Annotated in this window: 20 protein-coding genes; 17 read left to right on the forward strand and 3 right to left on the reverse strand. The window is 65.6% G+C overall.

Annotation, left to right across the window (positions count from 1 at the left end):
- The first annotated feature begins 170 nt into the window (after positions 1–170).
- The 6 genes from LL06_RS07680 (at position 171) to LL06_RS26830 (ending at position 4,186) form a co-directional block, all read left to right on the forward strand.
- Positions 171–1,022, forward strand: a complete 852-nt coding sequence (locus tag LL06_RS07680) for a peptidylprolyl isomerase (protein WP_035524536.1) — start codon at positions 171–173, stop codon at positions 1,020–1,022.
- 38 nt (positions 1,023–1,060) lie between these two features.
- Positions 1,061–2,302, forward strand: a complete 1,242-nt coding sequence (gene argJ, locus LL06_RS07685; RefSeq protein WP_035524538.1) for a bifunctional glutamate N-acetyltransferase/amino-acid acetyltransferase ArgJ — start codon at positions 1,061–1,063, stop codon at positions 2,300–2,302.
- A gap of 33 nt (positions 2,303–2,335) precedes the next feature.
- Entirely contained in the window at positions 2,336–3,091 is a 756-nt protein-coding gene (locus LL06_RS07690; RefSeq protein ID WP_035524541.1) for a GNAT family N-acetyltransferase, read from the forward strand.
- 6 nt (positions 3,092–3,097) lie between these two features.
- Entirely contained in the window at positions 3,098–3,505 is a 408-nt protein-coding gene (locus tag LL06_RS07695) for a (deoxy)nucleoside triphosphate pyrophosphohydrolase (RefSeq protein WP_035524543.1), read from the forward strand.
- Between the two features lie 139 nt (positions 3,506–3,644).
- Positions 3,645–3,968, forward strand: coding sequence for a hypothetical protein (locus LL06_RS07700; protein ID WP_035524546.1), 324 nt, complete (start codon positions 3,645–3,647; stop codon positions 3,966–3,968).
- Positions 3,969–4,012: 44 nt separating this feature from the next.
- A complete protein-coding gene (locus LL06_RS26830) occupies positions 4,013–4,186 on the forward strand; it encodes a Flp family type IVb pilin (RefSeq protein ID WP_081963763.1) in 174 nt (57 codons plus the stop codon).
- A 10-nt stretch (positions 4,187–4,196) separates the two neighbouring features.
- Here LL06_RS26830 and LL06_RS07705 read toward each other — a convergent pair whose 3' ends face one another.
- A complete protein-coding gene (locus LL06_RS07705) occupies positions 4,197–5,081 on the reverse strand; it encodes a methyltransferase domain-containing protein (protein ID WP_035524548.1) in 885 nt (294 codons plus the stop codon).
- Between the two features lie 170 nt (positions 5,082–5,251).
- Here LL06_RS07705 and LL06_RS07710 point away from each other — a divergent pair, with 170 nt between their 5' ends.
- Genes LL06_RS07710 through LL06_RS07730 form a run of 5 tightly spaced genes read left to right on the forward strand, consistent with a single transcriptional unit; the run spans position 5,252 to position 8,141 of the window.
- Complete coding sequence (locus LL06_RS07710) at positions 5,252–5,971, forward strand: ComF family protein (protein ID WP_052161299.1); 720 nt, start codon at positions 5,252–5,254, stop codon at positions 5,969–5,971.
- Positions 5,972–6,008: 37 nt separating this feature from the next.
- Entirely contained in the window at positions 6,009–6,269 is a 261-nt protein-coding gene (gene grxC / locus LL06_RS07715; protein WP_035524549.1) for a glutaredoxin 3, read from the forward strand.
- Between the two features lie 3 nt (positions 6,270–6,272).
- On the forward strand, positions 6,273–7,133 hold the full coding sequence (locus tag LL06_RS07720; protein WP_035524552.1) for a carbon-nitrogen hydrolase family protein: 861 nt from the start codon (positions 6,273–6,275) through the stop codon (positions 7,131–7,133).
- Complete coding sequence (locus LL06_RS07725) at positions 7,130–7,555, forward strand: DUF1178 family protein (RefSeq protein ID WP_035524555.1); 426 nt, start codon at positions 7,130–7,132, stop codon at positions 7,553–7,555. Before LL06_RS07720 ends, LL06_RS07725 begins: the two co-directional genes overlap by 4 nt.
- Positions 7,556–7,583: 28 nt before the next feature.
- The gene (locus tag LL06_RS07730) at positions 7,584–8,141 is read left to right on the forward strand and encodes a DUF3291 domain-containing protein (RefSeq protein WP_035524588.1); all 558 of its coding nucleotides are present in this window, start codon (positions 7,584–7,586) and stop codon (positions 8,139–8,141) included.
- Between the two features lie 9 nt (positions 8,142–8,150).
- Here the strand turns inward: LL06_RS07730 and ubiG are convergent, their stop codons facing one another.
- Positions 8,151–8,903: a bifunctional 2-polyprenyl-6-hydroxyphenol methylase/3-demethylubiquinol 3-O-methyltransferase UbiG gene (ubiG, locus tag LL06_RS07735; RefSeq protein WP_035524558.1), complete on the reverse strand. Its 753-nt coding sequence runs from the start codon at positions 8,901–8,903 to the stop codon at positions 8,151–8,153.
- Positions 8,904–9,096: 193 nt separating this feature from the next.
- Between ubiG and LL06_RS07740 the strand changes: the two genes are divergently transcribed.
- From LL06_RS07740 to clpB, 6 genes are all read left to right on the forward strand, one after another.
- Positions 9,097–10,371 (forward strand): aspartate kinase, encoded by a 1,275-nt coding sequence (locus LL06_RS07740; RefSeq protein ID WP_035524560.1) that lies wholly within the window; start codon positions 9,097–9,099, stop codon positions 10,369–10,371.
- Positions 10,372–10,488: 117 nt separating this feature from the next.
- Complete coding sequence (gene ptsP, locus LL06_RS07745) at positions 10,489–12,750, forward strand: phosphoenolpyruvate--protein phosphotransferase (RefSeq protein ID WP_035524563.1); 2,262 nt, start codon at positions 10,489–10,491, stop codon at positions 12,748–12,750.
- A gap of 9 nt (positions 12,751–12,759) precedes the next feature.
- Positions 12,760–13,845 (forward strand): peptide chain release factor 1, encoded by a 1,086-nt coding sequence (gene prfA / locus LL06_RS07750; RefSeq protein ID WP_035524565.1) that lies wholly within the window; start codon positions 12,760–12,762, stop codon positions 13,843–13,845.
- Entirely contained in the window at positions 13,832–14,743 is a 912-nt protein-coding gene (gene prmC / locus LL06_RS07755) for a peptide chain release factor N(5)-glutamine methyltransferase (protein ID WP_081963768.1), read from the forward strand. Before prfA ends, prmC begins: the two co-directional genes overlap by 14 nt.
- A 279-nt stretch (positions 14,744–15,022) precedes the next feature.
- Positions 15,023–15,841, forward strand: a complete 819-nt coding sequence (locus LL06_RS07760) for a DUF4167 domain-containing protein (protein WP_035524568.1) — start codon at positions 15,023–15,025, stop codon at positions 15,839–15,841.
- 192 nt (positions 15,842–16,033) lie between these two features.
- Positions 16,034–18,658, forward strand: coding sequence for an ATP-dependent chaperone ClpB (gene clpB / locus LL06_RS07765; protein WP_035524571.1), 2,625 nt, complete (start codon positions 16,034–16,036; stop codon positions 18,656–18,658).
- 141 nt (positions 18,659–18,799) lie between these two features.
- Here clpB and LL06_RS07770 read toward each other — a convergent pair whose 3' ends face one another.
- On the reverse strand, positions 18,800–20,749 hold the full coding sequence (locus tag LL06_RS07770; RefSeq protein WP_035524574.1) for a M23 family metallopeptidase: 1,950 nt from the start codon (positions 20,747–20,749) through the stop codon (positions 18,800–18,802).
- Between the last annotated feature and the right edge of the window lie 315 nt (positions 20,750–21,064).

Raw genomic sequence — 21,064 nt, forward strand, 5'->3', positions numbered from 1 at the left:
CCGTCCCGAAGGCCCTCATCCGGTGAAAGCCGTCTGGACGGACGGTTGGCTGACAGATAAGAGGGGGTTCGAACGATGTCAACGGCGGCGAAAGGCCGTCTTACGGCGGCCCAATTCATCATGCACATGGTCGGCCGCCCGGAATAAGCTTCACATTGAAAGGTCTCCCCATGCGTCTATCGCAGCTTGCAGCCACGCTTCTCATCAGTTCAATCGCCTTCGCGCCGGTTCAAGGCTTCGCCGCCGACGAAGCCGATCCGGTCGTGGCCACGGTCGCCGGCGTCGAGATCCTCGCGTCCGAGCTGGCCCTGGCGGAAGGCGATCTCGATCCCCAGTTCGCCAGCCTTCCCGAAGAACAGCGCCGGGTCGCAGCGCTCGCCGCCGTCATCGACATCAAGACGCTGGCGCGCAAGGCCGAAGCCGAGAAGCTCGACGAGACCGACGAATTCAAGAAACTGATGGCCTTCCAGCGCGACCGGGCCCTGCACAACGCCATCTTCAAGTCCGCCGTGGTCGATCCGGTGTCGGAAGCCGACATCAAGGCGCGCTATGACAAGGAAATCGCCGCCACGCCGCCGGAAGAAGAAATCAGCGCCCGCCACATCCTTCTCAAGACCGAGGAAGAAGCCAAGGCGGTGATCACCGAACTCGATGCGGGCAAGGATTTCGCCGAGCTGGCCAAGGAAAAGTCCACCGGCCCGAGCGCCGAGCAGGGCGGAGACCTCGGATATTTCAGCAAGGGCCAGATGGTGCCCGAATTCGAAGCCGCGGCCTTCGCGCTCAAGCCGGGCGAATATGCCAAGGAGCCGGTCCAGACGCAGTTCGGCTGGCACGTGATCAAGCTTGAGGACCGGCGCGAAACCACGCCCCCGGCATTCGAGGACGTCGCCGACCAGGTCCGCCAGGTGGTGATGCGCGAACGCTATGCGGATCTGCTCAAGACAGCGCGTGAAGAGACCAAGATCGAGGTTCTCGATCCGGCCCTGAAGACGGCCTACGAGGCTCTCAAGCCGCAGCAGTAACCACCCGTCCGCCCGTATCCCGTCCAGAGGATTGCCTGATGTCCACCGCCATTTCTCCGCTTGCGCCGAAGTCCTACGCCGAGCTTGCGCCGATTGCCGGCGTGCGCATCGAGACGGCGGCGGCCGGGATCAAGTACAAGGACCGGACGGATGTCATGCTGATGGTGTTTGATCAGCCTGCGGCGGTGGCCGGGGTGTTCACCACGTCGAAATGCCCGTCCGCACCGGTAGATTTCTGCCGGGCAAACCTCGGTGGTGGCCGGGCGCGGGCGCTGGTGGTCAACTCGGGCAACGCCAATGCCTTTACCGGGCAGAAGGGCCGCGCCGCCACGGACCTGACCGCGAAGTCGGCCGCCGCGGCGGTCGGATGCTCCGAGACCGAGGTGTTCCTGGCCTCCACCGGCGTCATCGGCGAACCGCTGGACGCCGGCAAGTTCGCCACGGTTCTGGACCGGATGGCGGCTTCGGCGAGCGGCGACCGGTGGATCGATGCGGCGCGCGCGATCATGACCACCGACACCTATCCGAAGGTCGCCACAAGGACGGCGCTGATCGACGGGGTGTCGGTGACGCTCAACGGCATGGCCAAGGGCGCAGGCATGATCGCGCCCGACATGGCGACGATGCTGTCCTTCATCGTCACCGACGCCGATATCGAACCGTCCGCCCTGCAGGCGATGCTCAGCCGCCATGTCGGCGCGACCTTCAACGCGGTTACGGTCGACAGCGACACCTCGACGTCAGACACGCTGCTGGTGTTCGCCACGGGCGCTGCCGCCGATCGCGGCGCCGGCAAGGTTTCCGAAGCCGGCGATCCCCGCGGGCGGGCGTTCTCGAAGGCCCTGTCCAGCCTGATGGAGGATCTGGCGATCCAGATCGTCCGGGACGGCGAGGGCGCGCGCAAACAGGTCGAGATCACGGTCACCGGCGCCGCCTCGGCGAAGGCCGCTGGCCGCATCGCCCGCTCGATCGCCAATTCGCCGCTGGTCAAGACCGCCATTGCCGGTGAGGACGCCAATTGGGGCCGCATCGTCATGGCTGTGGGCAAGGCCGGCGAAAAGGCCGAGCGCGACAGGCTCGCCATCTGGTTCGGCGACGTGCGCGTGGCGGTCGATGGCGAACGCGATCCCGCCTACAGCGAAGCCGCCGCCTCTAAGGTGATGAAACAGGATGAAATCGCCATCAGAGTCGATCTCGGGATTGGCCGTGGCAAAGCCCGGGTCTTCACCTGCGACCTGACCAAGGCCTATGTTGAGATCAATGGTGACTACCGCAGCTAAGCGGTCGAAGTCACCGTCGAATAAGGGCTTGCCGTGCCAAACCTTGCCATTGTCAGAAGGCTTGAAGCCGTTGGATTCCGTGCCTGGCCCGCGGCCTCGATCCAGTATGACGGCAGTTGGCAGATCCGCCTGACCGCCGGCCATCCGTCCAAGCGTCTCAATTCGGTCAATCCGCTCGATCCCTCGGATCACGACGACATCGAGATCCGGGTCGAACGGGCCGCCCGCCGCTTCGATTCCTATGACCGGCCGCTCGTGTTCCGGCAGACGCCGCTGGCGCCGCCGCCGCTGGAAGCCCATCTCGACGCGCTTGGCTGGCTGCGGTTTGAGGAGACCATCGTGATGACCGGCAAGATCGACCGCCTCGATATCGATGGCGGCATGGATCATCTGCCGCTCAAGGATGTCGGCCGCTATGTCGACGCCTCCATTGCCGTGCATGGCCGGGACCAGTCGCTCAAGCCCGGCCTGACGGAAGTGTTGAGCGCGATCCGGCCGCCGAGCGGCCTGTTCGTTCTCGAAGAGGAGGAGACCGGCCCGCTGTCGACCGCTCTGTGCGTGCACGACAACGACCTGGCCGGATTGTTCGAACTCGCCACAAGGCAGGACATGCGGCGCACCGGATATGGCCGGGAAGTGGTGCGGGCCGCATTGCGCTGGGCGCGGCATCGTGGCGCCCAGACCGCCTGGCTGCAGGTGGAGAGCGGCAACACCGCGGCCGTCGCACTGTACAAGGGGCTGGGATTCGGCGAGGTCTACCGCTACGCCTATCGCCAGCAACCGGGATAGAACCCAATGAGCGAAAAGAGAATCATGCTGGTGGCCGCCTGCGCGCTCGTCGACGCCGACGGGCGGGTGCTGCTCACGCAACGGCCGGAGGGGAAGAAGCTCGCCGGCCTGTGGGAATTTCCGGGCGGCAAGGTTGAGCCGGGGGAGTCGCCCGAAGCGGCGTTGATCCGCGAGTTGATCGAGGAGATCGGGGTGACGACAAAGGAGGCCTGCCTGGCGCCGCTCACCTTCGCCAGTTACAGCTATGACGATTTTCACCTGCTGATGCCGCTTTTCGTCTGCCGCCGGTTCGAGGGAACCGCGCGCGGCCTCGAGGGGCAGGCGCTGAAATGGGTCCGGCCGCGCGACATGCGCGACTATCCGATGCCGCCCGCGGATGAACCGCTGATCCCCTACCTGATCGATCTGTTGTGATTTTTCCGGCCGCGAGCGGCCGCCAGCCGCGCCATTGATTAAAAGTTTATCGATGGCGTTAGCGTTAATGAAACTTCAATTCCCTTCCCGCAAGATCAGGATCAGCGACTGATCCGGGTGGATTGTCTGTGGGGGTTTCATGGCCGATGGCGATTTCTGGATGACGGTGATGGACAGGGACGGAGCGGAGACTCCGCCCCGGAGATACGGCGCCGTTCGCGTGGCGCTGCTGTTCGGGACCGCCGCCGTTGCGGTCGCGGCCATTCTGACGCCGATCCTGGCTGACCGGTCACCCTCGGCACGGGTGGCGTGGTCGCCCGACCAGTACGACAGCATCACCACCGGCTCGATCCCGAACCGATCGGGACACACGATCTACACGGTCCGCAAGTCGATCCTGCAGGACAGTCCCGGCGCGCTCTGCATCATTCAAAGCAATGGCATGAAAACCGGAGACTGCTGACCCGGACCTGCCGCTCCTCACCCAGCCAGAATCGGATCCAAGTCATGAAATCACTCTTTCGCCGGTTCCTGGGCGACAGGCGCGGCGCGACCGCCATCGAGTACGGTCTCATTGCGTCGATGATATCGATCGCGCTGATCGGTGGCGCTGCGTCGGTCGGCAACGCCGTCAATTCCACCATGGATGGCGCGGCACAGCATCTCAAGAACAGCCAGTAGGCTCGTCCGCCTAGCGCGGCAGCTTGCGTTCCGGCGTCCGCAGCGCATCGGCGAGCCGCGCCTTGGCGGATCCCGGCTTGAGCGGCTTCTGCTGGCTCTCATGCGGCGCCCAGCCGGAGAGATGGATGATTGAAAAGCTGGCGCGGATCCGCCCGTCCGGGTCGGAGAAGCGTTCGGCGTAGATCTGTGCGGCCCTGAGGAAGAGCGACCGGCTCACCGGCTTGCGGCTTCGGTCGGCCAGGACCGAGGTCATGCCCATTGCCCGCAGATCCCTGAGAAGCCCGAACATGTCGGCGTAGCGGACGACGATGTCATCGATGTCGGTGACGGGCAGGGCGAAACCCGCGCGCTGGAGCAGGGCGCCGTAATCGCGGATATCGGCGAAGGGATGGACGCGGGCATTGGCGCCGCCGGTCAATTCGCTTTCCGCGGCCAGCAGGCTCTCGCGCAGTTCGCCCAGGGTGCCAGCGCCGGGCGTGGCCGCCAGCATCAGGCCGTCGGGCCTGAGCGCGCGACGCATCTGCACCAGAACGCCCGGCGTGTCGTTGGTGACATGCAGCGCCAGCGGCGAGACGATCAGATCGGCGCTTGCCGGCGCCAGCGGCACATGGTCCGGATCGGCGAGAGTGACCGAACCGGCGTCGGCGCCCGGCAGGGCGCAGAGATCGACATAGCGGAACTCGCCGGTCTTACCCGTCGCCGACATCATCCCGGCGGCCAGGGCCAGGCCGCCCTGCACCTGGACCGGATGCTCGAAGCGGCGCTCGACCACGGAGAGGCGATCGGCCATGTCCTCGGCCACCCTGCGCAGCAGGAAGTCCGCGCCTGGCTCCAGTCCGGCGAGCGCGCGCAATCTGCGCTGGCGCAGGAGGGTGTGGTCAAAGAGACGGTCCATGATCCGATCCGCTGGATGAACTCCGGCTCGCTTGTTGGATGGAATGGCGGTAAAGTCAACCAATGGACCTATCCCGAGCAAGTCACAGCGGCGACGGGCGCCCGAGCCGCGGACTCGGGACCGAGAGGCATCGGCTCACGGCCGCGCTTCATCGCGGCGCCGTGCAGCTGATGCACCTGGTCTATCCGCCGGTCTGCGCCGGATGCGGGATCATGACCGGCCAGGCGGCCGCGCTGTGCCCCGGTTGCTGGGAGACGGTGCGCTTCATCGAGCGGCCCTATTGCGAAATCACCGGTCTGCCGTTCAGTCACGACCGCGGCGAGGGACTGGTCTCTCCGGAAGCCATCGCGAACCCGCCGCTCTACCACAGGGCGCGGGCGGCGGTCTTTCACGACGGTGTCGCCCGCAAGCTCGTCCATGGGCTGAAATATTCCGACCGGGCCGATCTGGCGGCGATGATGGCAGCCTGGATGGTCCGCGCCGGGCGCGACGTCATCGACGACAGCGACGTGATCGTGGCGGTACCGTTGCACCGGCACAGGCTGTTTACGCGGCGCTACAACCAGTCGGCGGAACTTGCGCGCGCGCTTGCCGTCAGGACCGGGAAGCCGTTTCTGGCCGGAGCGTTGCGCAGGGTGCGGGCCACCCGGCAGCAGGTGGGGCTGGGATTGCGGGCAAGGCAGGACAATGTGCGTGGCGCGTTCGCCCTGCCGCCGGCCCAGGCGCAACGAATGCTGGGGCTCAAGGTCCTGCTGGTCGATGACGTGTTCACGACCGGCTCGACCGTGGAGGCGGCGACACGGGCGCTGTTGCGCGGCGGCGCCCGGCAAGTCGACGTGCTGACCTTTGCCAGGGTTGCAAGCCCGGGCGAGGAAACCCTATATGCCTGAAGACCCCGCGATGGCGGCTGAACAGTTGGAGGCCTGAATGGCAGATGTAACTCTCTACACCCGACAATTCTGCGGATTCTGCACGGCAGCCAAACGGCTGCTTGACGACAAGGGTGTGAGCTATACCGAGCATGACGCGTCCTTTTCGCCGGAGTTGAAGCAGGAAATGATCGCAAAGGCGAATGGCCGCACGACGTTTCCGCAGATCTTCATCGATGGCGTTCACGTCGGCGGTTGCGACGATCTGCATGCGCTGGAGCGGTCCGGCAAGCTTGACACGATGCTGGCGGGAGCCTGAGCCATGAACGAATTTGTCGCCGCCGCCGTGCAGATGCGCTCGGGCGTTTCACCGGAGACCAATATCGCGGAGATGAAGGACCTGGTCCGGCAGGCCGCGTCTCGCGGCGCCCGCTATGTTCAGACGCCGGAGATGACCGGCGCCATCCAGAAGGACCGGGCGGGGCTCAAGCGGATCCTCAGGCCCGAGGCCGACGATCCGGTGCTCGGCGCCGCCTCGGCGCTGGCGGCCGAACTGGGTATCTGGCTGCATATCGGATCGACGGCGATCGATGCGGGGGGCGGGATGACCGCGAACCGCGCCGTTGTCTTCGGACCCGACGGCGGCGCCGTGGGGCGCTACGACAAGATCCACATGTTCGACGTCGATCTCGACAATGGCGAGAGCTGGCGTGAAAGCGCGGTGTACCGGCCGGGCGAGATTGCCCAGACCGTCGATCTCGACGGCGTGAGGCTGGGTCTCGGGATCTGCTACGACATCCGCTTCCCGCATCTGTTCCGCGACCTGGCGCTGGCGGGCGCCGACATCCTGACCGCGCCGGCGGCCTTTACCCGGCAGACCGGGGAGGCGCACTGGCATGTGCTGCAGCGCGCCCGGGCGATCGAGAACGGCGCCTTCGTGATTTCGGCGGCGCAGGGCGGCGTGCACGAGGACGGGCGCGAGACCTACGGCCATTCGATGATCGTCGACCCCTGGGGCCGGGTGATCGCCGAGGCCGAGGGCAACGAGCCGGGCATCATTGTCGCCACCCTGGCGCTTGACGACGTCAAGGCCGCGCGCGCCAAGATCCCGAACCTCAAGAATGCCCGCAGCTACCGGATCGAAGGCGGCCCGGACTCGGCCAGGGGAGCGCAAGTGGCGTGATCCGGTTTTCTTTGCAGTGCGACAAGGACCATGGCTTTGAAGGCTGGTTCGCCTCAAGCGCGGACTTTGACGGGCAAAGCGAACGGGGCCTGGTCGAGTGCCCGGTCTGCGGGTCGCGCAAGGTCGGCAAGGCGCTGATGGCGCCGGCGGTGGCTGTCTCGCGGGAAACCCCGGCGCGGCCGCTGGCGATGGATCCGCAGAAGCGCGAGATGATGCGCAAGCTCCGCGACCTGGTGAAGGCGGTCAAGCAGAATTCCGAGGATGTCGGCGACCGCTTCGCCGACGAGGCGCGCAGGATCCACCATGGCGAAGCCGAAGCCCGCGGCATCATCGGGCAGGCCTCGACCGAAGATGCCCGCTCGCTGATCGAGGAAGGCATCGAGATCGCCCCCCTGCCGGAATTCCCCGAGGATCTGAGCTGACGTGGACGCGCCGGTGTTCCATCTTGCCATGTACAATTTCGGTCTGCATGTGGCGGACTACGATGCGCCCGAGGTGCATGGCTTCCTCAGGCGTGAACCGCTGAACTTTGCTGCCGCGCAGAAGGCCGCCGGCTTTGTCGGGCGATCGGGGTATCGCGGCGAACCCGGACCCAGGAGCTGGGGCCCTCAGATATTTCCGCGCTTTCTCAAGGGCAGCGGACGGGACTCGGGCCCGTCATCCTTGTCCTTGTGGGAGAATATCGAGAGCCTGATGGCCTTTGCCTATGCCGGGGTGCACGCCGAAGCTTTGAAAAATGCCCGCAACTGGAACACCAAGAACACCTGGCCGCCGCTGGTCCTGTGGTGGGTAGAGGCCGGCCGCCGCCCGGACTGGGAGCAGGGGGCGAGGAAGCTCGAATGGCTGCACGACCATGGCGCGGGACCGGAGGCGTTCACCTTCAAGCAGCCCTTTGGGGCGGATGGCGAGCCGCTCATCATTGACCGGGCGCGGGTGAAGACCCTTGCCGAGGCCAATTCGCCGGGACAGCGCGATCTGCTCGCGCAACTCGAACATATGCCTGTCTGAGGGTGGGGCCTACCCGGCCTTGGGGCGCTCGGCGAGCAGCATGTAGTTGACGTCCATGTCGCGCGACAGGTTCCACTGGTCCTGCAGGGGATTGTAGAACACGCCGGTGCGGTCAATGATGGTCATTCCGGACCCCGCCAGCGGGCTTTCGATTTCTTCCGGCCGCACCAGTTTTTCGTATTGATGGGTGCCGCGCGGCAACCAGCGCAGCACATATTCTGCGCCGATGATGGCCAGCGCCATCGCCTTCATGGTCCGGTTGATGGTGGCGACGAACATCAGGCCGCCGGGTTTGACCATGTCGGCGCAGGAGGTCAGGAACAGGTCGACATCGGAGACATGCTCGACCACTTCCATGTTCAGCACCACGTCGAATTTCTCGCCGCGGGCGGCCAGTTCCTCCGACGTGATCGCCTCGTAGCTGACAGTGACGCCGCTCTGCCGGGCGTGAATGGTGGCGACTTCGATGTTGGTGCGCGATGCATCGGCGCCGAGCACGTCCGCGCCCATGCGCGCCATCGGCTCGCAGAGCAGTCCGCCGCCGCAGCCGATGTCGAGAATGCGCAGGCCCGCCAGGGGCTTGTCGCTCCTGGGGTCACGGCCGAAATGGCTTGCGACATGGTCGCGAATATAGGTCAGGCGGACGGGATTGAATTTGTGCAGCGGGCGGAACTTGCCGGTCGGATCCCACCATTCAGCCGCCATCGCAGAAAAACGTTCGACTTCACCCTGGTCAATCGTCGTCCGTGTGGTCTGGCTCATCGGTCTCTCCGGCGTTGGGTGTGTGCCTCTTCAACTCGGGCGTCGGGCCGGGCTTGTCAAGTGGCGCGAACGTCGCATGATCCATGCTGTTGCAGGCCGCGGCAAATATGGCTATGAGACCGCCACCTTCCGCTCCGGAACCTGGGGCGGTTTTTCTTGCCCGGAAACGGGTCAGCCAGCGGAATAATTCAATATGGCCCGCATCGTGATGAAGTTTGGCGGCACCTCGGTTGCCGACCTGGACCGGATCCATAATGTCGCCCGGCATGTCAAACGTGAAGTTGACGCCGGACACCAGGTGGCCGTCGTGGTCTCGGCCATGGCCGGCAAGACCAACGAGCTTGTGGGCTGGGTGCAGGCCATGCCCAAGGTGGCCGGCGCCAAGGCCTCGTTCTACGACGCCCGCGAATATGACGCGATCGTTGCCTCCGGCGAACAGGTGACCAGCGGCCTGCTGGCGATCGCGCTTCAATCGATGGGGATCGACGCCCGCTCGTGGCAGGGCTGGCAGATTCCGGTCAAGACCGACAATGCCCACGGCGCCGCGCGCATTCTCGAGATCGACGGCACCGAACTGATCCGCCGTTTCGAAATGGGCCAGGTCGCCGTCGTGGCGGGCTTCCAGGGGATCGGGCCGGATCACCGGCTGGCGACGCTGGGCCGCGGCGGATCGGACACCAGCGCGGTGGCGATCGCTGCCGCCGTCAAGGCCGACCGCTGCGACATCTATACCGATGTCGACGGTGTCTACACGACCGATCCGCGCATGGTGCCCAAGGCGCGGCGGATGAAAAAGATCGCGTTCGAGGAAATGCTGGAGATGGCGTCGCTCGGCGCCAAGGTGCTGCAGGTCCGCTCGGTCGAGCTAGCCATGGTGCACAAGGTCAGGACCTTCGTGCGCTCCAGTTTTGACGATCCGGACGCGCCCGAAATGAGCGATCTGATCAATCCGCCCGGAACTCTTATTTGCGACGAGGAAGAAATCGTGGAACAGGAAGTCGTGACCGGCATTGCCTATGCCAAGGACGAAGCGCAGATCTCCCTGAGGCGGCTTGCCGACCGGCCCGGCGTTTCGGCGGCGATCTTCGGACCGCTTGCGGACGCCCATATCAATGTCGACATGATCGTCCAGAACATCTCCGAGGACGGATCGCGCACCGACATGACCTTCACCGTGCCGTCGAGCGACGCGGAGAAGGCGCTTGCGGTGCTGGCGGGCGAGAAGCAGACGATCGGCTATGACGTGGTCCAGAGCGAATCAGGTCTCGCCAAGGTCTCCGTCATCGGCATCGGCATGCGCAGCCATGCCGGCGTCGCCGCCACCGCTTTCAAGGCGCTTGCGGAAAAATCTATTAACATCAAGGCGATAACGACTTCCGAGATCAAGATCTCGATCCTGATCGACGGCGCCTATGCCGAACTTGCAGTTCGGACTTTGCATTCGGTCTACGGTCTCGATAAGACTTAGCCCGACGGGATAAAATCAAAACGGCAAACGCCGATATCGAACTGCCGGGAGTTGTCCCCGGGGAACCGGCCGGGAGCAATTCCGGACCGGCCACACGAATTGGGAGAATGAAGCGCGATGAGAGACCTTTCAGCAGGTCCGCGCGTCCTTCTCAGGCGGCTGCGCGAATTGATGGCGGAGCCCCTTGAGCCGCAGGAGCGCCTTGACCGCATTGTCCGCCAGATCGCGGCCAATATGGTGGCCGAAGTGTGCTCGTTCTACGTGCTGCGCGCCGATGGCGCCTTGGAACTGTTCGCCACCGAAGGCCTGAACAAGGACGCCGTCCACCTGGCCCAGCTCAAGATGGGCCAGGGCCTGGTCGGCACGATCGCGGCGAGCGCCCGCTCGCTCAATCTCTCCGACGCCCAGTCGCATCCGGCCTTCACCTATCTGCCGGAGACCGGCGAGGAGATCTACAGCTCGTTCCTGGGGGTTCCGATCCTCAGGGCCGGCCGCTCGCTCGGGGTGCTGGTGGTGCAGAACAAGGCGCACCGCAAGTATCGCGAGGACGAGGTCGAGGCGCTCGAGACGACGTCGATGGTTCTCGCCGAGATGATCGCCACGGGCGAGCTCAAGCAGATCACAAGGCCGGGGCTGGAACTCGACCTGAGCCGGCCGGTGACGATCAAGGGCGACGCCTATGGCGACGGCATCGGGCTCGGCCACGTCATCCTGCACGAGCCGCGGATCGTGGTCACCGAGCTTCTCAACGACGACAGCGAGTCGGAACTCAAGCGCCTGGAAGAGGCGCTCGGATCCTTGCGCGTGTCGATCGACGACATGCTGTCGCGCCGCGACGTCTCGATGGAGGGCGAGCACCGGGCGGTGCTCGAGGCCTACAGGATGTTCGCCCATGACCGTGGCTGGGTGAGGAAGCTCGAGGAAGCCATCCGCAACGGGCTCACCTGCGAGGCGGCGGTGGAGAAGGTGCAGAGCGACACCCGCGCCCGCATGATCCACATGACCGATCCGTATCTGCGCGAGCGGCTGCATGATTTCGACGATCTCGCCAACCGCCTGCTCCGGCAGTTGACCGGCTTCGTGCCCGGCGGCTCCGGCCTGCCGCAGGATGCGATCATCGTGGCGCGCGCCATGGGCGCGGCCGAGCTCCTCGACTATCCGCGCGAGGCGATCCGCGGACTGGTGCTCGAAGACGGCGCCGTCACCAGCCATGTGGTGATCGTCGCCCGCGCCATGGGCATCCCGGTCGTCGGCCAGGTGATCGGCATCGCCTCGCTCGCGGAAAACCGGGATCCGATCATCGTCGATGGCGAGGATGGCTTCGTCCATCTGCGCCCGATCTCGGAAATCCAGAGCGCCTACGAGGACAAGGTCAGGTTTCGCGCCAAGCGGCAGGAACAGTTCCGGGCGCTGCGCAAGGTCAAGCCGCGCACCCGCGACGGCCAGGACATCACGCTCCAGATGAATGCGGGACTGCTGGTGGACCTGCCGCAGCTCAAGGAATCGGGCGCCAGCGGCATCGGCCTGTTCCGGACGGAACTGCAGTTCATGATCGCCTCGACCATGCCCAAGGTCGACGAGCAGCAGGCCCTTTACCGCAGCGTCCTGAGGGAGGCGGCCGGACGGCCGGTGACCTTCCGGACGCTCGACATCGGCGGCGACAAGGTCGTGCCCTATTTCCGCTCGGCGGAAGAGGAGAACCCGGCGATCGGCTGGCGCGCCATCCGGCTGTCGCTCGATCGCCCCGGCCTGCTGCGCACCCAGCTCAGGGCGCTGCTGAAGGCCGCCGCCGGCACCGAACTCAAGCTGATGCTGCCGATGGTCACCGAGGTCAACGAGCTGCGCCTGGCGCGCGAACTGCTCGACAAGGAAGTGCGCCACCTGTCGCGCTTCGGCCATCAACTGCCGCGCAGCCTGAAGTTCGGGGCGATGCTGGAGGTGCCGAGCCTGTTGTGGCAGCTCGACGAGCTGATGGAGGAGGTGGACTTCGTGTCCGTCGGCTCCAACGATCTATTCCAGTTCGTGATGGCGGTCGACCGGGGCAATTCCCGCGTCGCCGACCGGTTCGACCCGATGGGCCGCCCGTTCCTCAGGGTGTTGCGCCAGATCGTGGTGGCGGCCAACAAGGCGGGCACCTCGCTCACCCTGTGCGGCGAGATCGCAGGCAAGCCTTTGTCGGCGATGGCGCTGCTGGGCCTGGGGTTCCGCAACATCTCGATGTCGCCGTCCTCCATCGGACCGGTCAAGTCGATGCTGCTGTCGCTCGACCTCGCCAAGCTGGAGGAGGGGCTGCTGCCCGCCGTCGCCGACACCCAGAGCGAAAAGACAGTGCGCGAGTTCCTGATGGACTTTGCAGACGCCAACGGCGTGAGCCTTTAGGACCAGACCATGGCACAATTGCCGGCCCAGAAAATCCGTGAACTCGAGCGTCGCTTCGACGAGGTCGAGGCGCGCATGTCCGCGGGCCCCGACGCGGAAACCTATGTGAAGCTGGCGTCCGAATATTCCGAGCTGCAGCCGCTGGTGGGCGAGATCCGCGAACTCCACAAGGCCCAGGCGGAGCGCGCCGATCTCGAGGCGATGCTCGCCGACCGGACGACAGACCGGGAGATGCGCGAGCTCGTGGATGCGGACCTGAAGAAGGTCAGGGAGAAGATAGAAGATCTCGAACACCAGATCGAGATCATGCTGCTGCCCAAGGACGCCGCCGACGAGCGCAGCGCCATCGTCGAGATCCGGGCCGGCACCGGCGGCTCGGAAGCGGCCCTGTTTGCCGGAGACCTGTTCCGCATGTATGAACGCTATGCCGCGGCGCAGGGCTGGAAGGTGGAGGTCTTGTCGGCGAGCGAGGGCGAAGCCGGCGGCTTCAAGGAAATCATCGCCACGGTGACCGGCAAGGGCGTGTTCGCCCGGCTGAAGTTCGAGTCCGGCGTGCACCGCGTGCAACGGGTTCCCGAAACCGAATCGGGCGGGCGCATCCACACCTCAGCCGCGACGGTGGCGGTGTTGCCGGAAGCCCAGGACATCGATATCGACATCAAGCCCGAGGATATCAGGATCGACACCATGCGGGCGTCGGGCGCCGGCGGCCAGCATGTCAACACGACCGACTCGGCCGTCCGCATCACCCATTTGCCGACCGGACTGGTGGTGACGTCCTCGGAGAAATCGCAGCACCAGAACCGCGCCAAGGCGATGCAGGTGCTGCGCTCGCGCCTGTTCGACATGGAGCGGCAGAAGCTCGACAGCGAACGCTCCGCCGACCGCAAGAGCCAGGTCGGCTCGGGCGACCGCTCGGAGCGGATCCGCACCTACAATTTCCCGCAGGGACGTGTCACCGACCACCGGATAAATCTGACGCTCTACAAGCTGGACCGGATGATGATCGGCGAAATCGACGAGATCGTCGACGCGCTGATCTCCGATCACCAGGCGGGTCAGCTTGCCACCCTTGGCGGTCATGACCAAGCCTGACCTGGCTGCCGCCGGGACAATCGGCGAAGCCTGGCTTGCCCTGCGCGCGGCGTTCCGCGCCGCCGATCTTGACACCGCCGATCTGGATGCACGCCTGTTGGCCGCCGGGATGATGGGGGTTGAGCCGCACGAGTTGGCAACGGGTGGCGATGCCCCCCTGAACCCGACGCTCCGGCAGCGGCTGGAGCAGGCGGCCCGGGACAGACTCAGCGGCATGCCGGTCCACCGCATTCTCGGCGCGCGGGAGTTCTACGGACTGACGCTCGCGCTCACGCCGGCAACGCTCGAGCCGCGGCCCGACACCGAGACGCTGATCGACGCGGTGCTTCCCTTCGTCCGCTCGACGGTGGCGGCGAAGGGGGCCTGCAGCATCGCGGATCTCGGCATCGGAACCGGGGCCATCGGCCTGGCCCTGCTTGCGGAATGCCCGCAGGCCCGCTGTCTCGGCGTTGACGTGTCGGCGGACGCGGTCGCTGCCGCGCTTCAGAACGCCCGCTCGCTCGGCCTGTCGGCGCGGTACGAAGCGGTGACCGGCGACTGGCTCACCGGCATCAAGGCGCGGTTCGACCTGATCGTCTCCAATCCGCCCTATATTCCGACCGCCGACCTGGCGTCGCTTGCGCGGGAGGTCGTCGAGCATGACCCGATGCTGGCGCTGGACGGAGGCCCCGACGGGCTGGCGGCGTATCGGGCGATCGCTGCTCAGGCGGCCGGGCGGCTCGAGGCAGGCGGATTGCTGGCGGTCGAAATCGGAATCCGCCAGAAGGACCCGGTCACGGCGCTATTTGCCGCATGCGGCTTCGAATTGGCGGGGGTTCGCGCGGATCTGGGCGGTGTCGACAGGGTGCTGTTGTTCAAAAGCCAGGGCGGTCCGCAGGCGATCGGCGGCGACTTTTAATGGGGCCGACAAGAAAAGGCTTGGAATTGCAGACAAACATGGCTAGTTTCCGGTTCAGCGCCGGATAGCAAGTCTTGAAACAGATTCGATCCGACGGCTCGGTTCCGGGAACCCGCCAGTTTGGCGGCACAGGACAGCCTCTGGCGCGGGTATCTGCATTTGAACCCATAACGGTGACGGGATCGGTGGACGGTCCTTTGTCGCGGCGCAACCTGCGAGCCGTTTTTCGGCCAAAGCGCCCAACAGTTTTTTTCAGGAACATAACCAGGTGACTATCGAATGAGGCCAGGACAGCAAAACAAGCGCGGTCGCGGACGCGGCGGAAACAATCCCAATAACGGTGGCGGCGGCAATCGCAAGGGCCAGAATCCGTTATCGCGTACCTATGACAGCTCCGGTCCCGATGTAAAAATTCGTGGAACTGCCCAGCATGTGGCGGAAAAATACATGAATCTTGCGCGTGACGCGCAGAGTTCCGGTGACCGGGTCATGGCCGAGAACTATCTGCAGCACGCCGAACACTACAACCGGATCATCCTGACGGCGCAGGCGCAGATGCAGGAACGGTTCCAGCAGGGGCGCGACTCGCAGGATCAGGACGACGACGACCGCGATTCCGATGATGACAACGACGGCGTGTCCTACGACCAGCGCAGCGACCGCAACGACCAGCGCAGCGACCGCAACGACCAGCGCGGAGATCGCAACGACCAGCGCGGCGACCGGAACGAGCCGCGCGGCGAGCGCACCGACCAGCAGGCCCGCCCCGAGCGGCAGCCGCAGCAGGACCGGCCGGAGCGCCAGGATCGCAGCGACAGGAACGAACGCCCGGAGCGTGCCGAGCGGAGCGAGCGCCGCGAGCGCCCGCCGCGTCCGGAACCCCAGCCCAAGCCCGCCTTTGATGCCGATGCGCCGCAGCCGGAGATCATCGGCGTGCCGGCGGAAGTGGCGATCAACCAGGACACAACGGAAACCGATGCCGCGCGTCCGGCTCCGCGCCGTCGCGGACGGCCGAAGCGGGTGCGCAGCGAAGATGCGGCTGACACGGGTTCGGCCGGCGATACGGCTGCCTCGGCCGAACCGGTAACGGCCGACTGATCGCAGTCCGCAGTGTCCGAGATCCAGGCCCCGGTTGTTCGCAGCCGGGGTCTTTTTATTCGGCCGGGAGGTCTTTTTCACGGGTTTGTGAATACCCATATCTACTTCATCAATCAGGCTTGCCGGAACCGGGAGCCTGTCCGGACCCACTGTCCCGCGCCAAGAAGGGCGAGACATGAAAAGGAGCAGACCATGAATATCGAGAAATACTCGGAACGCGTTCGCGGCTTCATCCAATCCGCGCAAACCTATGCGCTGGCCGAAAATCATCAGCAGTTCATGCCCGAGCACCTGCTCAAGGTGCTGATGGATGACGACCAGGGAATGGCATCGTCGCTGATCGAACGCGCCGGCGGACGGCCCGCTGATGTGCGGCTTGCCAACCAGGCGGCTCTGGCGAAACTGCCGAAAGTCAGCGGCGGCAACGGCCAGCTCTATCTGTCGCAGCCCGTCGCCAAGGTCTTCCAGACCGCCGAGGATGCCGCCAAGAAGGCCGGCGACAGCTTTGTCACGGTCGAAAGGCTCCTGCTCGCGCTTGTCATAGAATCCTCGGCGGCGACCTCGAAGATCCTGACCAATGCCGGATTGACGGCGCAGAGCCTCAACACGGTCATCAACGACATCCGCAAGGGCCGGACGGCCGACAGCGCCGGCGCCGAACAGGGCTTCGACGCGCTCAAGAAATACGCCCGCGACCTCACCGCCGCGGCCCGCGAAGGCAAGCTCGACCCGGTGATCGGCCGCGACGACGAGATCCGCCGCACCATCCAGGTGCTGTCGCGCCGGACCAAGAACAATCCCGTACTGATCGGCGAGCCGGGCGTCGGCAAGACGGCCATCGCCGAGGGCCTGGCGCTCCGGATCGTCAATGGCGACGTGCCGGAATCGCTCAAAGACAAGCAGCTTATGGCGCTGGACATGGGCGCGCTGATCGCCGGCGCGAAATATCGCGGCGAGTTCGAGGAGCGGCTCAAGGCGGTGCTCACGGAAATCCAGGCCAATGCCGGCGGCATCATCCTGTTCATCGACGAGATGCACACGCTGGTCGGCGCCGGCAAGGCCGATGGCGCCATGGACGCCTCCAACCTGCTCAAGCCTGCGCTGGCGCGCGGCGAACTGCACTGCGTCGGCGCGACCACGCTCGACGAGTACCGCAAGCATGTGGAAAAGGACGCGGCGCTCGCGCGGCGGTTCCAGCCGGTGATGGTGGAAGAACCCACCGTCGAGGACACGGTCTCGATCCTGCGCGGGCTCAAGGAAAAATACGAGCAGCACCACAAGGTGCGGATCAGCGATTCCGCGCTGGTGTCGGCCGCAGTTCTCTCCAACCGCTACATCACCGACCGGTTCCTGCCCGACAAGGCGATCGACCTGGTCGACGAATCGGCGGCGCGGCTGAGGATGCAGGTCGATTCCAAGCCCGAGGAACTCGACGAGCTCGACCGCCGCATCATGCAGCTCAAGATCGAGCGGGAAGCGCTGAAGAAGGAAACCGACCAGGCGTCGAAGGACCGGCTTGAGCGGCTCGAGCGCGAACTGTCCGACATCGAGGAAAAGTCCGGCGCGCTGACCGCAAGGTGGCAGTCGGAGAAGCAGAAGCTGGGTCTGGCCGCCGACATCAAGCAGAAGCTGGAAACGGCCCGCAACGACCTGGCGATCGCCCAGCGCAACGGCGAATACCAGCGCGCAGGCGAGCTTGCCTATTCGGAGATCCCCGCCCTCGAGCGCCAGCTCAAGGAGGCCGAAGCTCATGGCGACTCAGACTCCGCCGGCATGGTCGAGGAAACAGTGACGCCCGATCACATCGCCCACATCGTCTCGCGCTGGACCGGGATTCCGGTCGACAGGATGCTGGAAGGGGAACGCGACAAGCTCCTCCGCATGGAAGACGAGATCGGCAAGCGCGTGGTCGGCCAGGGCGAAGCGGTCCAGGCCGTGTCGAAGGCGGTGCGCCGCGCCCGCGCGGGTCTGCAGGACCCGAACCGGCCGATGGGCTCGTTCATCTTCCTGGGACCCACCGGCGTGGGCAAGACCGAGCTCACCAAGGCGCTGGCCGAATTCCTGTTCGATGACGAAACCGCGCTGATCCGCATGGACATGTCCGAATACATGGAGAAGCACTCGGTTTCCCGGCTGATCGGGGCGCCTCCGGGCTATGTCGGCTATGACGAAGGCGGCGCGCTTACCGAGGCCGTGCGGCGCAGGCCCTACCAGGTGATCCTGTTCGACGAGATCGAGAAGGCGCACCCGGATGTCTTCAACGTGCTCTTGCAGGTGCTCGACGACGGGCGGCTTACGGACGGGCAGGGGCGGACGGTCGACTTCCGCAACACCCTGATCGTCATGACCTCCAATCTGGGATCGGAATATCTGGCCGGCCTCAGCGACGACCAGGATGCAGATGCCGTCCGCGACGACGTGATGGGCGTCGTCCGCTCCGCCTTCCGGCCGGAGTTCCTCAACCGGATCGACGAGATCATCCTGTTCCACCGGCTGCGCCGGACCGAAATGGGCGCGATCGTCGACATCCAGCTCTCTCGGCTGGGCAAGCTGCTGGCGGACCGCAAGATCGAGGTCGAGCTGGACGACGAAGCCAGGGCCTGGCTTGCCGACAAGGGCTACGATCCCGCCTATGGCGCGCGTCCGCTCAAGCGGGTGGTGCAGAAATACGTGCAGGATCCGCTCGCCGAGAAGATCCTGCTCGGCGAGGTCGGAGAGGGCGCCCATGTCACGGTGAGCGCCGGGTCCGACAGGCTGGTCTTCGTCGTTGCCGCAGAGCAATCGGCGGCGGACGAGACCAGAGGCGAGGCCGCGTAACGCCGGTCGACGATCACGGCCAGTGACCACAAGGAAGGCGGGTCCTCGGGGCCCGCCTTTTCTCTTGGTTCGCGCTCCAGGCACAGCGCCAGCGCCTCAGGCGCGGCCAGACCGGGGCGACCCGGTCCCGGATCCCGAAACTCAGCGGCTCGCCAGTTCCTTGTTGGCGACTTCGATGCCCAGAAGCGCATTGATGCGATCGCGCTCGCGGGCGAACATCGCATAGGCCTCGTCCTTCAGGGACTTGCCGTCGGGCAGGCGGATGCGCATCGGATCGACCTTGTTGCCGTTGACGATCAGCTCGTAATGCAGGTGCGGCCCGGTCGAAAGGCCGGTCGACCCCACCGTGCCGATGACCTGGCCCTGGCGGATCTTGGCGCCGGGGACGACGCCCTTGGCGATGGTGTTCTGGTGCGAATAGCTCGATTCATAGCCGTTGGCGTGGCGGATGATGGTCTGCCGGCCATAGCCGCCCTTGTCCCAGCTCGCCTTTTCGACCACGCCATTGCCGGCGGCGATGATCGGCGTGCCGCGCGGGGCCGACCAGTCGACGCCGGTGTGCATGCGCGAATATTTCAGGATCGGATGGCGGCGCATGCCGAAGCCGGAGCGGAACTTGCCGTTCGGCACCGGGTTGCGCAGCAGGAACTGCCGGGCGCTGCGGCCTTCCTCGTCGTAATAGTCGATGGAATTGTCTTCGGGATGCTGGAACCGGTAGAGCCGTATCGTGTTGCCGCCGAATTTCGCATTGACGAAGAGAAGCTCCGAATCCTCGCTCGCCGCCCCCGTCTCGTCGGCCACCGAGAAGAACGCCTCGAGCGTGTCGGTCGGCCGCAGCGGCGACTGGAAATCGACATTGCTGGCGAGCATCTTGATGATCTGCTCCACCATGTCGGTCGACATGCCGTAGGTCAGCCCCGCCCGGTAGATGCCGTCATAGATATTGGGCAGGTCGCGCGCGGTCGCAACCGGGGTCGCGGTCTCGTCGAAGGCGGACCTGATCGCCGGCGTCGGCGGGGGCTCGTTGCCGAGCACGAAGCCGTTGCGATCCGACAGCGCCACGGTGATCACGTGGCTGGCGTTGTGGTACACGCTCATGCGGATGATGCGCGCGCGCTCGCCGGTCTGCTCGACGCCGATGCGGATCACCGAATTGTCCTGGACCTTGTCGGTGTTGACCTGCCGCGACAGAACCGCGAGCGCCGCCTCATACTGCTCCGCGCCGTAGCCCGCGCCATCGAGAATGTCGGACAGGGGCGCAGGCTTCCTGACCGGCACGATGTCGTCGACGAATTCAACGCGCGCCTCGCCGATCGGCGAGGAGGAGGCGACCGAGACGTTCTCCGCGATCACGCGCGCATTCAGGCTGGCGCTGAAATCGAGATCGATGCGATTGGACACGAAGCGCCGCGGGTCGACATAGTTGAGCGAGGCGAGCTGGACCGACCCGTCGGTCAGCACGGAGCCGTTGATCCGGACCGTTTCCTCGGCCTCGTCCAGCGTCATCGAGGCGGCGAACGGCCGCCCCGGCGCCTCGAGCGGAAAGTCGAAGGAGCGCAGGCTGATTTCCGAATCGACGTCGGCGCCGTAGATCACGCCGGTCCTGACGCTCGATGCGGCCTCGGCCTCGCCGGCCGAGAAGATCTTGAGCGGGTCGAAGCGCGGATAGGATTTGGAGGCTGCCGCGGGATGGCTGGCGGCCAGCGCGATCTTGACATGGGCGAAGGGCTGCCGCCGGACCACGTCGTGGTCGCCGTCGCGGACCATGGTCGAGACTTCCATGATGGCGCGGTCGACCGGCTTGGCGGTAACGACCGACTGGATCAGCCGCGACCCCTTCTCCACCGAACCCGATCCGCCGGCGGTCAGGTCCGCCGCCGCCAGGGCCTCGGCCGGGATCGCCAGTTGCTCGCGTCCCTCCAGCGCACCGAACAGGGCCACGCCCATCAGCAGGCTCGAGGTGATGCCGGTCATGAAGGTTCCGGAAAGCCAGCGCAGCGAGATCTCGCGTTTATCCGGCGGCTTGCGACCGCCGGCCAGCAGCGGCGGTTGATCGCCCATCTGCCGTGCAAGAAACTCGTCGTTTGGCATTGTTCCTCCGGTGTTGCGCGGCGGCGCCCTCCTGGCGCGCCGCAGCCTGCTGAAGATGTGCCCCGCAGCCGGGCCTGAGTCAAACGGGAAGGCGCGCCAGGGCCGAATCATCGCCTGGCTTGCGGCCACCGGCGCCCCGAGCCGGCGCCCTTCCTCCTTCTAGCGGAAATTCCGGCGGCGATAAGGCAGAATCCGACCCGAACCCCACTTAATATATACAGGCCCGGTTTTGCCCCGGCCCTGTGGACGGCCAAACGGAGAAATATCCGAAAAATGTCAGTTTTGCGAAAATGGCTGTTGACTCTGTGGGTGGGT

Source organism: Hoeflea sp. BAL378 (genome assembly GCF_000759435.1).
Classification (GTDB): Bacteria; Pseudomonadota; Alphaproteobacteria; order Rhizobiales; family Rhizobiaceae; genus Hoeflea.

Coding starts and splice junctions, on each gene's coding strand:
- LL06_RS07700 (WP_035524546.1), top strand. CDS start 3,645: ATGGCCGATGGCGATTTCTGGATGACGGTGATGGACAGGGACGGAGCG.
- LL06_RS07730 (WP_035524588.1), top strand. CDS start 7,584: ATGTACAATTTCGGTCTGCATGTGGCGGACTACGATGCGCCCGAGGTG.
- LL06_RS07695 (WP_035524543.1), top strand. CDS start 3,098: ATGAGCGAAAAGAGAATCATGCTGGTGGCCGCCTGCGCGCTCGTCGAC.
- ptsP (WP_035524563.1), top strand. CDS start 10,489: ATGAGAGACCTTTCAGCAGGTCCGCGCGTCCTTCTCAGGCGGCTGCGC.
- LL06_RS07770 (WP_035524574.1), bottom strand. CDS start 20,749: ATGCCAAACGACGAGTTTCTTGCACGGCAGATGGGCGATCAACCGCCG.
- prmC (WP_081963768.1), top strand. CDS start 13,832: ATGACCAAGCCTGACCTGGCTGCCGCCGGGACAATCGGCGAAGCCTGG.
- prfA (WP_035524565.1), top strand. CDS start 12,760: ATGGCACAATTGCCGGCCCAGAAAATCCGTGAACTCGAGCGTCGCTTC.
- ubiG (WP_035524558.1), bottom strand. CDS start 8,903: ATGAGCCAGACCACACGGACGACGATTGACCAGGGTGAAGTCGAACGT.
- grxC (WP_035524549.1), top strand. CDS start 6,009: ATGGCAGATGTAACTCTCTACACCCGACAATTCTGCGGATTCTGCACG.
- LL06_RS07680 (WP_035524536.1), top strand. CDS start 171: ATGCGTCTATCGCAGCTTGCAGCCACGCTTCTCATCAGTTCAATCGCC.
- LL06_RS07720 (WP_035524552.1), top strand. CDS start 6,273: ATGAACGAATTTGTCGCCGCCGCCGTGCAGATGCGCTCGGGCGTTTCA.
- LL06_RS26830 (WP_081963763.1), top strand. CDS start 4,013: ATGAAATCACTCTTTCGCCGGTTCCTGGGCGACAGGCGCGGCGCGACC.
- argJ (WP_035524538.1), top strand. CDS start 1,061: ATGTCCACCGCCATTTCTCCGCTTGCGCCGAAGTCCTACGCCGAGCTT.
- LL06_RS07760 (WP_035524568.1), top strand. CDS start 15,023: ATGAGGCCAGGACAGCAAAACAAGCGCGGTCGCGGACGCGGCGGAAAC.
- clpB (WP_035524571.1), top strand. CDS start 16,034: ATGAATATCGAGAAATACTCGGAACGCGTTCGCGGCTTCATCCAATCC.
- LL06_RS07705 (WP_035524548.1), bottom strand. CDS start 5,081: ATGGACCGTCTCTTTGACCACACCCTCCTGCGCCAGCGCAGATTGCGC.
- LL06_RS07740 (WP_035524560.1), top strand. CDS start 9,097: ATGGCCCGCATCGTGATGAAGTTTGGCGGCACCTCGGTTGCCGACCTG.
- LL06_RS07710 (WP_052161299.1), top strand. CDS start 5,252: ATGCACCTGGTCTATCCGCCGGTCTGCGCCGGATGCGGGATCATGACC.